Annotated in this window: 14 protein-coding genes; 10 read left to right on the forward strand and 4 right to left on the reverse strand. The window is 29.9% G+C overall.

Going from position 1 to position 14,030, the window contains the following annotated elements; genetic code table 11:
- Positions 1-2: 2 nt before the first annotated feature.
- Genes secF through yajC form a run of 3 tightly spaced genes read right to left on the reverse strand, consistent with a single transcriptional unit; the run spans position 3 to position 2,822 of the window.
- Positions 3-974 carry a protein translocase subunit SecF gene (gene secF, locus CAMP18498_RS02545; protein ID WP_337197302.1) on the reverse strand — a complete coding sequence of 324 codons (972 nt, stop codon included), beginning with the start codon at positions 972-974 and terminating at the stop codon, positions 3-5.
- Entirely contained in the window at positions 974-2,554 is a 1,581-nt protein-coding gene (gene secD / locus CAMP18498_RS02550; protein ID WP_337197303.1) for a protein translocase subunit SecD, read from the reverse strand. Before secD ends, secF begins: the two co-directional genes overlap by 1 nt.
- A complete protein-coding gene (yajC, locus tag CAMP18498_RS02555; RefSeq protein ID WP_337197304.1) occupies positions 2,547-2,822 on the reverse strand; it encodes a preprotein translocase subunit YajC in 276 nt (91 codons plus the stop codon). Before yajC ends, secD begins: the two co-directional genes overlap by 8 nt.
- Here yajC and CAMP18498_RS02560 point away from each other — a divergent pair.
- Complete coding sequence (locus tag CAMP18498_RS02560; RefSeq protein WP_337197305.1) at positions 2,792-4,114, forward strand: apolipoprotein N-acyltransferase; 1,323 nt, start codon at positions 2,792-2,794, stop codon at positions 4,112-4,114. The two genes, yajC and CAMP18498_RS02560, sit on opposite strands and share 31 nt — an antisense overlap.
- Before the next feature lie 10 nt (positions 4,115-4,124).
- On the opposite strand, the gene metK is transcribed toward CAMP18498_RS02560, so the two are convergent.
- Positions 4,125-5,318 carry a methionine adenosyltransferase gene (gene metK, locus CAMP18498_RS02565; RefSeq protein WP_337197307.1) on the reverse strand — a complete coding sequence of 398 codons (1,194 nt, stop codon included), beginning with the start codon at positions 5,316-5,318 and terminating at the stop codon, positions 4,125-4,127.
- 128 nt (positions 5,319-5,446) lie between these two features.
- On the opposite strand from metK, the gene sstT reads away from it, so the two are divergent.
- The 9 genes from sstT to smpB are packed head-to-tail and all read left to right on the forward strand — an operon-like array spanning position 5,447 to position 14,029.
- Positions 5,447-6,673, forward strand: coding sequence for a serine/threonine transporter SstT (gene sstT, locus CAMP18498_RS02570; RefSeq protein ID WP_337197308.1), 1,227 nt, complete (start codon positions 5,447-5,449; stop codon positions 6,671-6,673).
- A 9-nt stretch (positions 6,674-6,682) separates the two neighbouring features.
- Complete coding sequence (locus CAMP18498_RS02575; RefSeq protein ID WP_337197309.1) at positions 6,683-7,561, forward strand: aspartate carbamoyltransferase catalytic subunit; 879 nt, start codon at positions 6,683-6,685, stop codon at positions 7,559-7,561.
- A 4-nt stretch (positions 7,562-7,565) separates the two neighbouring features.
- Positions 7,566-9,287, forward strand: a complete 1,722-nt coding sequence (locus CAMP18498_RS02580; protein WP_337197310.1) for a M3 family oligoendopeptidase — start codon at positions 7,566-7,568, stop codon at positions 9,285-9,287.
- On the forward strand, positions 9,280-9,726 hold the full coding sequence (locus CAMP18498_RS02585; RefSeq protein WP_337197311.1) for a hypothetical protein: 447 nt from the start codon (positions 9,280-9,282) through the stop codon (positions 9,724-9,726). Before CAMP18498_RS02580 ends, CAMP18498_RS02585 begins: the two co-directional genes overlap by 8 nt.
- Positions 9,723-11,786, forward strand: a complete 2,064-nt coding sequence (locus CAMP18498_RS02590; RefSeq protein ID WP_337197312.1) for an ATP-dependent helicase — start codon at positions 9,723-9,725, stop codon at positions 11,784-11,786. The genes CAMP18498_RS02585 and CAMP18498_RS02590 overlap by 4 nt, the downstream gene beginning before the upstream one ends.
- The gene (gene truB / locus CAMP18498_RS02595; RefSeq protein WP_337197313.1) at positions 11,783-12,601 is read left to right on the forward strand and encodes a tRNA pseudouridine(55) synthase TruB; all 819 of its coding nucleotides are present in this window, start codon (positions 11,783-11,785) and stop codon (positions 12,599-12,601) included. Before CAMP18498_RS02590 ends, truB begins: the two co-directional genes overlap by 4 nt.
- Positions 12,595-12,822: a carbon storage regulator CsrA gene (gene csrA / locus CAMP18498_RS02600; RefSeq protein WP_012661763.1), complete on the forward strand. Its 228-nt coding sequence runs from the start codon at positions 12,595-12,597 to the stop codon at positions 12,820-12,822. Before truB ends, csrA begins: the two co-directional genes overlap by 7 nt.
- Complete coding sequence (locus tag CAMP18498_RS02605; protein WP_337197315.1) at positions 12,819-13,574, forward strand: 4-(cytidine 5'-diphospho)-2-C-methyl-D-erythritol kinase; 756 nt, start codon at positions 12,819-12,821, stop codon at positions 13,572-13,574. Before csrA ends, CAMP18498_RS02605 begins: the two co-directional genes overlap by 4 nt.
- Complete coding sequence (gene smpB / locus CAMP18498_RS02610; protein WP_039668585.1) at positions 13,574-14,029, forward strand: SsrA-binding protein SmpB; 456 nt, start codon at positions 13,574-13,576, stop codon at positions 14,027-14,029. Before CAMP18498_RS02605 ends, smpB begins: the two co-directional genes overlap by 1 nt.
- The last annotated feature ends 1 nt before the right edge of the window (position 14,030 follow it).

Consider the following 14,030-nt stretch of genomic DNA (forward strand, 5'->3'; position numbering starts at 1 on the left):
TTTTACACTGTTCCTTTTTCATACATCGCTCTTAATTTCTCTTTTTCTTGTTTTTTCTTAACTTTTTCTAATTCTTTTTGACGATACTGCGCAACACTAAATTTAAACCATAAAAGTGCTGGACTTGCTACAAATATAGAACTTGCAGTACCTGCTACAATACCTACTATCATAGTTAGAGCAAAACCTTCTATCATAGATCCACCAAAGAAATAAAGCACTACAACAGTAATTAAAGTTAAACCCGTTGTTAAAGTAGTTCTTGATAAAGTAGCTGAAACTGATTCATTAATAATTAAATCAAGTTTTGAATTTTTACTTGTTTTAACACCTTCTCTAATCCTATCAAAAATAATAATCGTATCATTTAAAGAATACCCAAGTACGGTTAAAACAGCCGCTAAAATATCTAAATTTACATCTATTTCAAATAACGCAATAGCACCTAAAGTAATGACTATATCATGAATTTCACACACAATAGAAGCCATAGCAAAACGCCATTCAAATCTTACTGCCAAATAAATCAAAATAGCAATCAAAGAAATTCCAACCGCCATAAGACCTTTATTGCGCAGTTCATCTCCTACTTTTGGACCTACTACATCCACACGGCGCACTTCAAATTTACCTGTATCTTTTAATAAATTTGCAATATTTACTCCAATATCACTTCCTAAACTATCGCTACTTCCTGAAAAACGAATAATCACTTCATTAGCACTACCAAATTCAGTAACACTAGCGCCTTTTAAATTTTCATTAATAGCTAAAGCTTTACGAATTTCAGCCAAAGGAGCTTTTTGCTCATATTGAAGTTGCACCAAAGTTCCACCGGTAAAATCAATACCAAAATTCAAACCCTTAGTAAAAAGGATAAAAATAGAACCAAAAAATAAAATAAAAGACAAAGAGATGGCTGCAAATCTCATTCTCATAAAATCATAAACATGTTTTTGACTAAAAAATTGCATTAAGGTCTCCTATATCCAAACCATAATCTTGTGTTATTGCTTTTTTCCATACGGTTCATAAACATTTCAAACATACCATGAGTTCCAACAATAGAAGTAATCATCGAAACTAAAATCCCAATACTCAAAGTCACCGCAAAACCTTTTACTGCACCTGTTCCATAAGCATAAAGCACCACTGAAGTAATAAGCGAAGTAATATTAGAATCTAAAATCGCACTCATTGCATGCTTATAACCATTTTCAACACTTTGCCTTATGCTAACACCTTCTCGTAACAATTCTCTAATTCTTTCATTAATAATAACATTAGAATCTACTGCCATACCCACAGTCAGTACAAGTCCTGCCATACCAGGTAAAGTCAAAGTTGCTCCAAACATAGCCATTACAGCAATAATCACTAAAATATTTGCCACTAAAGCAATATTAGCAAAAATTCCTGCTATACCATAATACATCACCATAAATGCAATAACTAATATAGAAGCACCTGCTAGGGCTATCATACTCATTTTAATACTATCAGCACCCAAAGATGGTCCAACACTTCTTTTTTCAAGCATTTTAACCGGTGCTAAAAGTGCCCCACTTCTTAAAGCAATAGCCACATCATGAGCTTCTTCTACAGTAAAGCTACCACTAATTTGGCCACTACCCCCACCTATTCTTTCATTAATTCTTGGAGCTGAATATACTTTATTATCCAAAACTATAGCTAAGCGTTTACCTACATTATTTCCTGTGTAGTCCCCAAATTTTTTCGCACCTTCTGAATTTAAGGTAAAATTAATCACAGGAAGATTATTACTTTGCGCAAAGCCTACTTTTGCATCTGTTAACATAGAACCATCAAGAATAGGTATAGATTTTACTAGATATTTAATTTGAGAATTTTTTGCATCTTCAAAAATCAAGTCTCCATATTCAGCAGCTTGAGCTGGAGTAAGATTATTTACCTGATCCATTCTAACATCATCTACTTCCATTAATTGCAAATGTGCAGCTTTTGCGATAAGCTCTCTAGCTCTAGCCTCATCTGCAGCAGTTTTAATACCTGGAAGTTCGACTAAAATTTTATCCTCACCTGATCTTGCTACATTTGGCTCTGCAAGGCCAAATTGATCAAGTCTGTTTCTAATGGTTTCTACAGCTTGTAAAATAGCTTGTTCATGAGTTAATTTAATTTCTTCTTGGGTTAAAGAAAGTGTGTAGTGTAAATTTTCATGTGTAATAGCCAAGCCTTTAATGTCTTTTAATAACAAATCAACCTTAGCTATATCATTTTCATCTAATAAACTAAATTCAATACTAGTATTATTTACTTTGATTTTATCAACAATAATATCTTCTTTATTGATAGAATAACTAAGAGAAGAGGCTATGGAATTAACCTTTGATTTAACCGCCTCTTCTACTTCTACACCTAATAACATATGCAAACCACCTTGCAAATCAAGTCCTAGGTTGATCTTAGCACCACTTTGGATTTGCATAAAAGAAGGTATGGAAAAAATTAATCCTATAAGAAAAACTACAAAGAAAATAATACTTCTATAAGTAATTTTTCCACTACACATCAATTTTCTTTGCTATGAAATCTCTAGAAATTTTTACAACTACATTTTCATCATTAAGCTTAACTTTGATAAAATCCTCTTCTGGTTTTACCACCTCGCAAATTATCCCACCATTTGTGATGATTTTATCTCCTTTTTCTAAAGATAAAACCATCAATTTGTGATCTTTTGCTTGTTTTTGTTGTGGTCTAATAACCAAAAAATAAAAAATCGCAAAAAGCACAATGAGAGGCAACAATGAAGTCCAAATATTTCCGTTTTCTGCCATTTCTTCCCCTTTTTTTAAAGTTCATAAATTCTAATTCTACCACTTTTAAAATAATAAAAGCCTTTTTTTCTGCACTTTTATTGTCAAATTTTATTTATTTTTCTTTTTTTGAAAATTTACTTTTTGAATTTATTTCACCATTTTTAAGTATATATGGTTTGGTTTTATTACTAAGAAATAAAAGTAAAATAGGATATTTTTATACCGGATTTTTTGTAGGAATTTTATGGTTTTGGTGGATAGCTTTATCATCAATTTATTTTGATTTAGCTTATTTAATTCCTTTAGAAATTATCTTAATAGGATTAATTTATGGATTTTTATTTTTAGTATGTTTTTTTCTTAAATATGATTTTTTAAGACTTTGTGGAATTTTTTTACTTAGTTTTGTTCATCCTTTTGGATTTGATTGGCTAAATTGGGGTGTTTTAAGTGTATATGGAATCTTTGATGCAAGTTATCAAGGCATTATAGCTATGTTTTTGATTGCTTATTTTTATTATGAAAAATACATTTCAAGATATTATAAAATAACAATCATTTTAATCCTTATTCTAATCGGAGCTCAATATAATCAAAAACAACCACAAACACTAAATTTAGACTATAAATTAATTCAAACTAATATCTCCCAAGATCAAAAATTCATACAAGAAAATTTACAAACTCACTCTAAAGATATATTTTATCAAATCAATCAGGCCATAAAAGAAGGCAAAGAAATAATTATTTTTCCTGAAACAGCTTTTGCCTTTGCTTTAAATAAAGCTCCAAGTTATTTACAAGCTTTAAAAGATTTATCAAAACAAATCATCATCATCACAGGTGCTATAAGTACCACACCTAATCATCTATACAATAGCACTTATGTATTTGAAAATGGCAACATACAAGTTTTTAACAAACACTATCTTGTACCTTTTGGGGAAGAAATTCCTATATTTAAAAACTTTTTTAAAAAACACCTTTTAAATATTGATGAATTTTCAAAAGGAAAGGAATTAAATCAATACACTCTAAATAATCAACTCATCACTAATGCTATATGCTTTGAAGCAACTAAAGAAAAACTTTACAAGAACTCAAAGATCATCATAGCCATTTCAAATAATGCTTGGTTTAATTTTTCAAGTGAGTATAAATTACAAAATTTTCTAATGCGCTTTTATGCAAATAATTATAATGTAAGTATATATCATACAGTTAATGGAAAAGAAAATGCTGTAATTAAGTCAAAAGAGATATTGATTTTAAAGATAAAAGAAAAACTATTAAAGCAAAATGAAGCTTAAAAGCTTCATTTTATAATGCTTTAAATTCATCAAGAGCGTCTAATTTTTCCCAAGGATAATCAGCTTGACCTACTTGACCACGAGCAGCTACATCAGCATACATGAAAGTATCTTTGCTTGGTTTATCAAGATTGAATTTATTTTTAATCCAATTTGGAGTTAATGGGAAAGTTTTCATTACAAAATCACTTAAAATATCATCATTTAATCTTGTGTTTGTTCCCATACAATCCACACTAACAGAAGTTGGTTTAGCCACACCTATAGCATAAGAAAGCTGTACTATACATTTTTTAGCAAGCCCTGCTGCTACGATATTTTTAGCGAGCCATCTTGCAGCATAAAGCCCACTTCTATCAACCTTAGTATAATCTTTAGAAGATTGTGCTCCTCCACCTATTGGAGCATAGCCGCCAAAGCTATCTACTATAAGTTTTCTTCCTGTTAAACCACTATCATGTAATGAACTGTGATTTACATATTTTCCCGTTGGATTGATTAAAATTCTTGTTTTTTCTGGACAAAAAAGCTCTTTTGGTAAATTTGAATCTAAAATCAATTCCATCACCAAAGCTCTTAGATCTTCTATTTTCATACTTTCAACACAAGGAGCTGAAACTACAATAGTATGGATGCTTTGAGGTTTGCAATTTTCAAAATTTTCTTTATTTACATAATCAATTGTCACTTGAGTTTTAATATCCACTCCAAGTTTATCAGGATTGTTTTTTGCAAACTCATATACTTTATCACAAAGCATTCTAGCATAAGAAATAGCTGCTGGCATATATTCTTTTGCTTCATTACTTGCAAAACCAAACATTATCCCTTGATCACCCGCTCCAATCTCTCCATCTTCTTGATCAACACCTTGATTAATATCAGGACTTTGCTCATTTAAAAATACCATTACATCTAAATCATCAGGATGTAAACATTGTTTTTTGCTAAAATGTGGATGCCCATCATAGCCAATATCTGTCAAAGCTTTTTTTACAATATTTTCATAATCTTGTTTTTCTAGTTTATGTTTTGATTTAATTTCACCACCAATTACTACTTTATTTCCTGCTACAAAAACCTCACTAGCAACCCTTGAATCTTTATCGTGAGTTAAGAAAGCATCCACTATAGAATCAGCTATAATATCAGCACATTTATCAGGATGTCCTGCACTAACAACTTCAGAAGTAAATAGATACATATTTTATATTCCTTATCATAAAAATTCTAGCTTTATTTTAACACAAGCTAGCTTAAAAATAAAAAAGCTTATTTAAGCTTTACTTTGTTAGAATAAATTAAAAATTTATCACTACAAAAAGGTAAAAAATGAGTTTATTTTCTTGTGCAATCAAACGCTATAAAGATGGAAATCTTATTTTACAAATTTGCATAGGTATTATTTTAGGAATTTTAGTAGGTGTTTTTTCTAAAGATTTAGCTATTTTTGCAAATATTTTTGGTGCTTTATTTACAGGAGCTTTAAAAGCTATAGCGCCAATTTTAGTTTTTATCTTAATCTTAACAACTATTTGCACAAAAGAATTTAACCATGGAAGCGAAAAAATAAAACATATCATTTTCTTATATATATTTGGAACTTTTTTAGCTTCTTTAAGCGCAGTTAGTATAAGCTTTGTCTTTCCCGTAGAATTAGTATTAACTGATATTGAAAAAGCTTCCACCACAAGTCCTGCACATATAGGCGAAGTATTTAAAACCTTACTTTTTCAAATCGTAGATAATCCTATCCACGCTTTATCTTCAGGAAATTATTTAAGTATATTAGCTTGGGCCATAGGCGGGGGTTTTGCTCTAAGGCATTGTTCAAATGACGCAAAGCAACTTTTTACTGATATCAACGAAGGTGTGTTAAAAATCGTTAAATTTATAGTCAAGCTTGCTCCTTTTGGAATTTTTGGACTTGTAGCAAATTCAGTTGCTCAAACAGGAGCAGCAGGACTTTTAAGTTATATTAAATTATTAATCATTTTAGTTTTAACCATGTTTTTTGTAGCCTTTGTGATTAATGCTTTGATTGTTTTTGCTTATACGAAGAAAAATCCTTATCCTTTGATTTTTATTTGCTTAAAACATAGTGCTGTTTTTGCATTTTTTACAAGAAGTTCTGCAGCAAACATCCCTGTAAATATGGCACTTTGCTCTAAATTAAATATCAATAATAATTTATATAGTATTTCTATTCCACTAGGCGCTACGATTAATATGGCAGGAGCAGCTGTAACCATAGCTATATTAAGTCTTGCAGCAGCTCACACAGTAGGCATTGAAATAAATTTTTTACAAGCTATGCTTTTGAGTGTTTTATCTGCATTTGCAGCTTGTGGAGCTAGCGGGGTTGCTGGAGGCTCGCTTTTACTTATACCACTTGCTTGCTCTTTGTTTAATATTGATTATGACATAGCTATGCAAGTAGTTGCGGTTGGATTTATCATAGGGGTTATCCAAGATAGTGTTGAAACAGCTTTAAATAGTTCAACAGATGTTTTATTTAGCGCTATTTGTTCAGATAATGAGCTTAATTTAAAAATTTAAGGAGGGCTTATGAGACATTTAATCACTACAAAAGATTTTAACAATGATGAAATCTTGGCTTTATTTAAAGAAGCAAAAGAATTTTTAGATGAACAATCACGTACATTTTTAGAAGGAAAAAGTGTTACAACAATTTTTTTTGAAAATTCAACACGCACTCAATCAAGCTTTGAAACAGCTGCAAGAAGACTAGGTGCTAAAGTTTTAAAATTAGATGTTTCAAGAAGTAGTTCAAGCAAAGGCGAAACACTTTTTGATACCGCTGCGAATTTAGATGCAATGGCACCAAGTGCTATTGTAGTTAGACACAAAAACTCAGGTGTGCCTCATACTTTAGCAAATTATACTCATTGCCCTATAGTTAATGGGGGTGATGGCAAACATGCTCATCCTACCCAAGCCTTGCTTGATCTTTTTACTATAATGGAGCATTTTGATTATAATGTAAAAGGTAAAAAAATAGCAATAGTAGGAGATATTAAAAACTCACGCGTTGCTGCTTCAAATTTAGAATTATTACCTCGTTTTGGTATAGACATTACCCTAGTAGCCCCACCTCATTTTATGCCAAATTATCCTATCAAAAAAACAAATAAACTAAAAGAAGTTATTGATGATGTAGATATTATCATGAGTCTTAGAACGCAAACTGAAAGACACAATATTCCAACCTATGCATCACTTAAAGATTATGCAAATGATTTTTGCATTAGTAAAGATTTAATAAAAGATAAAAATCTCATTATCTTACATCCTGGTCCTGTACATAGAAACATTGATATTAGCGATGAAGTAATGGCTGATAAAAGATGTAAGGTTTTAACTCAAGTTAAAAATGGTGTTGCCATTAGAATGGCTGTATTAAAAAAACTCATTTTAGAAAGCTAAAATCATGCAAAATTGGAACTTAAGTACATTATTTAAAGATGAGCAAGAATTAAATCTTTTTTTACAAAAAACCCAAGATGATGCTTATGAATTTAAAAAACAATATGAAAATAATCTTCATAGTTTAGACAATGAGCAATTTTTACAAGCTTTAAAAAACTATGAAGAATTAATCTTAAAACTTTCTCACATACTAACCTATGCGTATTTAAATTTTGCTCAAGATACCACAAAAGGTGCTTTTTATGCAAAATATGAAAATTTAAGTAAAAAAATAGAAGAAAATCTCTTATTTTTTGAACTCGAATTTTGCGAATTAAAAGAAGAAAAAAATAAAACTTTCATCACATTTTGCAAAGATTATGAGTTTTATTTAAATAATCTTATCAAACACAAAAAACACAATCTTTCTAAAAAGGAAGAAAGAGTCATCTTAGCTCTATCAAGTACAGGTTCAAATGCATTTGCAAGATTATTTGATGAAACCTTTAGTGCTTTAAAATTTAATTTTGAAGGACAAAAATTAAGCGAGGAAGAAATTCTAAGCAAGCTTTATGATAAAGATAGAAGCATTAGAAAAAAAGCTTCAAAATGCTTTAGCAAAACCTTAAAAAAACAAAACAAGCTTTTGGTATATATTTTCAATATGATTAAAAGCGAGCTTGCTAGTATTTGCGAGTTAAGATCTTATGAAAGTCCTGAAACCCCAAGGCATATAAGAAATCAAATTTCTAAAAAAAGTGTCGATGCGCTTATTAGTGCTAGCGAGAACAGCTTTGATATCGTTTCCAAATTTTACAATGCAAAGAAAAAAAATCTAGGATATAAAAAGCTAAAAGATTATGATCGTTATGCGCCTATTGGAAAAGAAATGCAAGTTGATTTTGATCAAGGAAAGGATATCGTTTTAAAAGCCTTTGAAAAATTTTCTAAAGATTTTTATATGATAGCAAAAGAAGCTTTTGAGAATAATTGGATCGATGTTTATCCTAAAGAATTTAAACAAAGCGGTGCTTTTTCTCACTCAAGCACACCACTAAGCCATCCTTTCATACTTTTAAACTATACCAACCAAAGACGTGATCTTTTTACCCTGGCTCATGAGCTAGGCCACACTATACATCAAAAACTTTCTTATAAAGTAAGTTTTTTAAATCAAGATACACCTCTAACTACAGCAGAAACTGCTTCAGTGTTTGCAGAAATGTTAATTTTTGATTATATTAAAGAAAATTTAGACAAAGAAGAGCTTCTGTCCTTATATGCAGCAAAAATCGAAGATATTTTTGCTACTCTTTATAGACAGATTAATCTTACTACTTTTGAACGCAGATTTCATGCTAAAAAAGAAGAGCTAAGCGCTCAAGAACTAAGTGCAATTTGGCTTGAAGAATCAAGAAAAATGTTTCAAGATAGCGTAGTTTTAACCAAAAACTATGGCCTTTGGTATTCTTATATACCACATTTTATACACTCCCCATTTTACTGCTATGCTTATGCTTATGCACAACTTTTAGTTTTAGCACTTTATGGTCTATATAAAAGTGGTAAATGTCCTGATTTTACTTCAATTTATATTGAGTTTTTAAGTAGTGGGGGAAGTAAAAGTCCAAAAGAACTTGTAGCTATGTTTGGCTTTGATATAGAAAGTGATGAGTTTTGGAATATAGGCTTAGAACAAGTTAGAATACTAGTAGATGAATTTTTAAGGCTAAGTAATGATTGATAAAATTTTAAATAATAAAAATTTTATAGGTTTAATGCAAAAAAGCATTTATGAATGTTTACAAATTTTAATCCAAGAAGATATTGAGTTTAATATCATTGTAAATGCTAAATTTGTTACACTCGAACCTCCTTTGCCACCAGAATTAGATGTAGTGAGTAAAAATCCTTATTGTCTTTTTGCTCTTGGTGGCTATACTTTTAAATCTATAGTTTTAACAAATGAGCATATAGAATTTCATGCAGGTTTTGGACCTGATGATTTTGCAACCTTTGTGAAAGTGGATTTAGGGGCAATCACTCAAATTCAAGTTGAAGATAATATCATTTTTGTTAATTTTTCAAACTATTTCAAAAAGCAAAATGATCAAAAATTAAAAGAAAAATCCATGAATGCTTTTTTGAACAATCCTAACAATAAAGATTTATTTAAAAAATGAGGTTTTTTGAAGGTTTAAATGATAGCCAAAAAGAAGCTATCATACATATTGATGGAGCTATGCTGATACTAGCAGGTGCAGGTAGTGGAAAGACTAAAACCATTACCACTAGACTTGCTTATTTAATCGATCATGTAGGTATTCCTGCGCAAAATACCCTCACACTAACCTTTACAAACAAAGCTGCTAATGTAATGAAAACAAGAGCCTTGGCACTTTTACAAGATCAAAATTTACACAATCCCCTTTTATGCACTTTTCATAAATTTGGCTTGTTATTTTTAAGACTTTATAGCGAAAGAATTAATAGGGCAAATAATTTTGTCATTATTGATACAGATGATAAAAAGAAAATACTAAAAGATTTAGCTAGCGAAAATTTGCAAAGCTCTTTAGCAAGCATAGGTGCTTATATTTCAAATTTTAAAAATCAAAGCAAAAGTGCTCAAGAAATACGCAAAGAATTAGAATTTTTAAAAGATGAAAAAAACAAAAATTACGAAGAAATCATTCATTTATATGAACAATATGAGTATTTTTTAATCCAAAATAATTTCATGGATTTTGATGATTTACTCATGCTAACTAATAAAATTTTAGAAGATGAACAATTTGCAAAAGAGCAAAGTCAAAAATATACTCATATAACAGTAGATGAGTATCAAGACACCAATGCCTTGCAATATCAAATTCTAAAAAAACTTTGTGCGTCTCATGAAAACATTTGCGTGGTAGGTGATGATGATCAAAGTATTTATGGTTGGCGCGGGGCTAAAATAGAAAATATCTTAAATTTCAAAGAACAATTTAACAATGTAAAATTAATTAAATTAGAGCAAAACTACCGCTCAACTAGCGCTATTTTACAAGCTGCAAATGAGCTTATAGAGCATAATAGAAAAAGACTAGGAAAAACTTTAATTTGCACCAAGGATGAAGGCGAAGAAATTACAATTTTGCAAAATGATGATGAAAAAATTGAAAGTTTTAAGGTTGTAAGAGAAGTTTCAAAACTTTTAAACTCGGGGATTAATCCTAGTGAAATAGCCATACTTTATAGAGTAAATGCCCTATCTCGTGCTCTTGAAGAAGCTTTTAGCAAAGAAAAAATTCCTTTTAAATTACTAAGTGGAATTCGTTTTTATGAAAGAGCTGAGATTAAAGATATCATTTCTTATTTAAGATTACTTTCAAATTTAAATGATGATTATTCTTTTAAACGCATTATCAACCGCCCTAAAAGAAATTTTGGTAATGCAAGTTTAGAAAAGCTAGAAAATTATGCTAAAGAAAATCATTTGTCTTTATTTGAAAGTCTATGTGCTTTGCAAGGAAGTGGTTTTTTTAGTAAAAAAACAGACAAAGAATTAGAAAAATTCATACTAAGCATACACAAAATCAAAGAAAAAGATGATTTACTTGCAACGATTTTAACCTTAGAAGAAGAATTTAAAATCAAAGAATTTTATAAAGATAACCCAGAGAGCGAAGATAAGCTTTTAAATATAGATGAACTTTATGCCAACTTAAAAGATAAAATCACTCATGGAAATTATAATGGCTTAGATGATATTTTAAATGAAATTTCTTTACTTAATGAGCAAGATGGACTTGATAAAGAAAGTATTTGTATTATGAGTATTCATGCAAGCAAAGGACTTGAGTTTGATTATGTTTTTATCATAGGCTTAGAAGAAGGATTTTTCCCACTCACTAGCGAATCAAGCAATATAGAAGAAGAAAGAAGACTTGCTTATGTAGCAATCACTAGAGCTAAGAAAAAACTTTATTTAAGTTATGCTAATTCTAGATTTTATAAAGGAAGTCGCACAAGATTAGAAAAAAGTAGATTTTTTGGCGAGAGCAATGTAATCAAAAAAGAATTAACACTAGATCATCAAAAAAATTGCTATAAAAAAGGCGATTTAATCAAACATAAAATTTTTGGTATAGGCAGAGTCACTGGGGTAAGTAAAATAGGAGCTGAAGAAAAACTCACGATTAATTTTGGAGGCATAGAAAGAATGATAATGTCAAGTTTTGTGGAAAAAGTGATATGAATAAACTTTTTGTGGCTTACAAACCAAGCGGAATGAGTTCTAATGCTTTTTTAGGTAAACTCAAAAAAAAATATAAAAATAAAAAAGCAGGTTTTTCAGGAACACTTGATCCTTTTGCAAAAGGTGTTTTACTCATAGCCTTTGATCAATACACAAAACTTTTTCGTTTTTTTGATAAAAATCCAAAGGTTTATAAAGCAACACTTTGGCTAGGTGTGCATTCACTAAGTCTTGATAATCAAAATATCAAAGAAATCAATCTTATAAATGCTTTTGACGAACAAATTTTAGAACAAATTAAAAATGAACTTTTAGGTAAAATTACCTACACCCCACCCGCATTTTGTGCAAAAAAAATAGATGGGGTGCGCGCTTATGAGCTTGCAAAAAGAGGTTTTGAAGTCAATTTAAAGCCCTGTGTTATGGAAATTTTTTATACTAAAATTCTACATTACAACCATCCTTTTTTGACTATAGAAATAGTAGTTAGTGAGGGTTCTTATATACGCTCTTATTGTGAGTTATTTGCTAGAAAACTTGGTATTAAAGCCACACTAAGCTCATTAGAGCGTTTAAGTGAGGGAAGGTTTTTTTATGAGAATGAAAAAGAGTTAAATCCTTTAGCTTATTTAAATCTTAGAAAAAATACGATAAAATATCCCCAAAAATTACACAATGGACAAAAAATATTTTTGGACGATTTGGAAATTCAAGAAGAAGGTAGCTATATTTTAGAAGAAAAAAATTTTTTTTCTATCATTTCTATCCAAGATAATCAAGTGCAATATTATTTAAATAAGGTATTAAAATGTTAATTTTATCAAGAAAAGAAAATGAAAGCATAAAAATCGGAGATGATATAGAAATTAAAGTAGTTCAAACAGGCAAAGGCTATGCTAAAATAGGCATCGAAGCTCCAAAGTCTTTAATGATACTACGCAAAGAGCTTATCGAACAAGTAAAAAGTGAAAATTTACATGCAATTAGCGATGAAACGATAAAACTTGATGATCTAAGTAAAAAGCTTAAAAAATGAAAGCTTATGCAAAAGCTAATATTTTTTTAAAAATCATAGGAATTGATTCAAGATCTTATCATTTATTACAATCACGCTTTGTTTTGTTAAAAGAGATTTTTGATGAGTTAAGCTTTAGTGATGAAAAAACCAAAGAAGGATTTGAAATCACTGGAAATTTCACCCAAGATACCATCATACACAAAGCTTATAAAGAATTAGAAAATTTAGGATTTTCTAATGAATTAAATGAATTTTTTAAAGACAAAAGTTTAAAGCTTATCAAAAACATTCCTATAGGTGGAGGTCTTGGTGGAAGTAGCACTGATGCGGTGACATTTTTGCTTATGATCAACGAAGCTTTAAATTTAAAACTCAACCAACAGCAATTTGAACAAATCTGCCAGAAACTTGGCTCTGATTTAATCTTTTTTTTAAGCGGATACGATAGTGCAAATGTTAGCGGGTGTGGCGAGATTGTAGAATATTTTGAAGATGATTTTACCCAACTTGATTTTACTTTTCCAGCTATTGAATGCTCAAGCGCAAAAGTATATAAAGCATTTGATGAAAGCTCATATGATTTAACAACGAATTTAAATTTAGCCAAAACACTTAAAACACTCAAAACAAGTGAAATTTTAGAGTATAAAAATACTGATTTAAACGACTTATTTGCTCCTTGTGTAAAAATTTATCCTAAAATGCAAACTTTTCTTAATGAAGCTTATTTTTTAAGTGGAAGTGGAAGTGGAGTTTTTAAGGTTAAATAATGAAAAAAACTATAGTTAAAAACAAAAAAGCTTTTTTTGATTATGAAATTTTGGAAAAATTTGAAGCAGGTATTGTTTTAAAAGGTTCTGAAGTAGTAGCACTAAGAGCTAGTAGAGCAAATTTGAAAGATTCTTTTGTGCGTATTATCAAGGGTGAAATTTTCTTACTTAATGCTCATATTTCTCATCTTAGCACTACTCATTCATTTTACAAACACGATGAAAAAGGCGCACGAAAACTTTTAATGCATAAAAAGCAAATCGATAGACTTTTTGGTAAAATTAGCACCCAAGGTTTTACTATAGTGCCATTAGAACTTTATTTTAATGAAAAAAATAAAGCAAAAGTCTTAATAGCCTTAGCCAAAGGAAAAAACTTACACGATAAAAGAGAAAGCTTAAAGAAAAAACAAGCAGATCTTGAAGCAAGAGCTGCTATGAAAAATCATTATTAAA

The sequence above is a fragment of the Campylobacter sp. W0066.2 genome (assembly GCF_024723515.1).
In the GTDB taxonomy this organism is placed as follows: Bacteria; Campylobacterota; Campylobacteria; order Campylobacterales; family Campylobacteraceae; genus Campylobacter_D.

Bases quoted from the DNA above. Each gene is read 5' to 3' on its own strand.
- CAMP18498_RS02585 (WP_337197311.1), top strand. From the start codon at position 9,280: ATGATTGATAAAATTTTAAATAATAAAAATTTTATAGGTTTAATGCAA.
- yajC (WP_337197304.1), bottom strand. From the start codon at position 2,822: ATGGCAGAAAACGGAAATATTTGGACTTCATTGTTGCCTCTCATTGTG.
- CAMP18498_RS02590 (WP_337197312.1), top strand. From the start codon at position 9,723: ATGAGGTTTTTTGAAGGTTTAAATGATAGCCAAAAAGAAGCTATCATA.
- metK (WP_337197307.1), bottom strand. From the start codon at position 5,318: ATGTATCTATTTACTTCTGAAGTTGTTAGTGCAGGACATCCTGATAAA.
- CAMP18498_RS02605 (WP_337197315.1), top strand. From the start codon at position 12,819: ATGAAAGCTTATGCAAAAGCTAATATTTTTTTAAAAATCATAGGAATT.
- csrA (WP_012661763.1), top strand. From the start codon at position 12,595: ATGTTAATTTTATCAAGAAAAGAAAATGAAAGCATAAAAATCGGAGAT.
- CAMP18498_RS02560 (WP_337197305.1), top strand. From the start codon at position 2,792: ATGAAGTCCAAATATTTCCGTTTTCTGCCATTTCTTCCCCTTTTTTTA.
- truB (WP_337197313.1), top strand. From the start codon at position 11,783: ATGAATAAACTTTTTGTGGCTTACAAACCAAGCGGAATGAGTTCTAAT.
- secD (WP_337197303.1), bottom strand. From the start codon at position 2,554: ATGTGTAGTGGAAAAATTACTTATAGAAGTATTATTTTCTTTGTAGTT.
- CAMP18498_RS02580 (WP_337197310.1), top strand. From the start codon at position 7,566: ATGCAAAATTGGAACTTAAGTACATTATTTAAAGATGAGCAAGAATTA.
- smpB (WP_039668585.1), top strand. From the start codon at position 13,574: ATGAAAAAAACTATAGTTAAAAACAAAAAAGCTTTTTTTGATTATGAA.
- sstT (WP_337197308.1), top strand. From the start codon at position 5,447: ATGAGTTTATTTTCTTGTGCAATCAAACGCTATAAAGATGGAAATCTT.
- CAMP18498_RS02575 (WP_337197309.1), top strand. From the start codon at position 6,683: ATGAGACATTTAATCACTACAAAAGATTTTAACAATGATGAAATCTTG.
- secF (WP_337197302.1), bottom strand. From the start codon at position 974: ATGCAATTTTTTAGTCAAAAACATGTTTATGATTTTATGAGAATGAGA.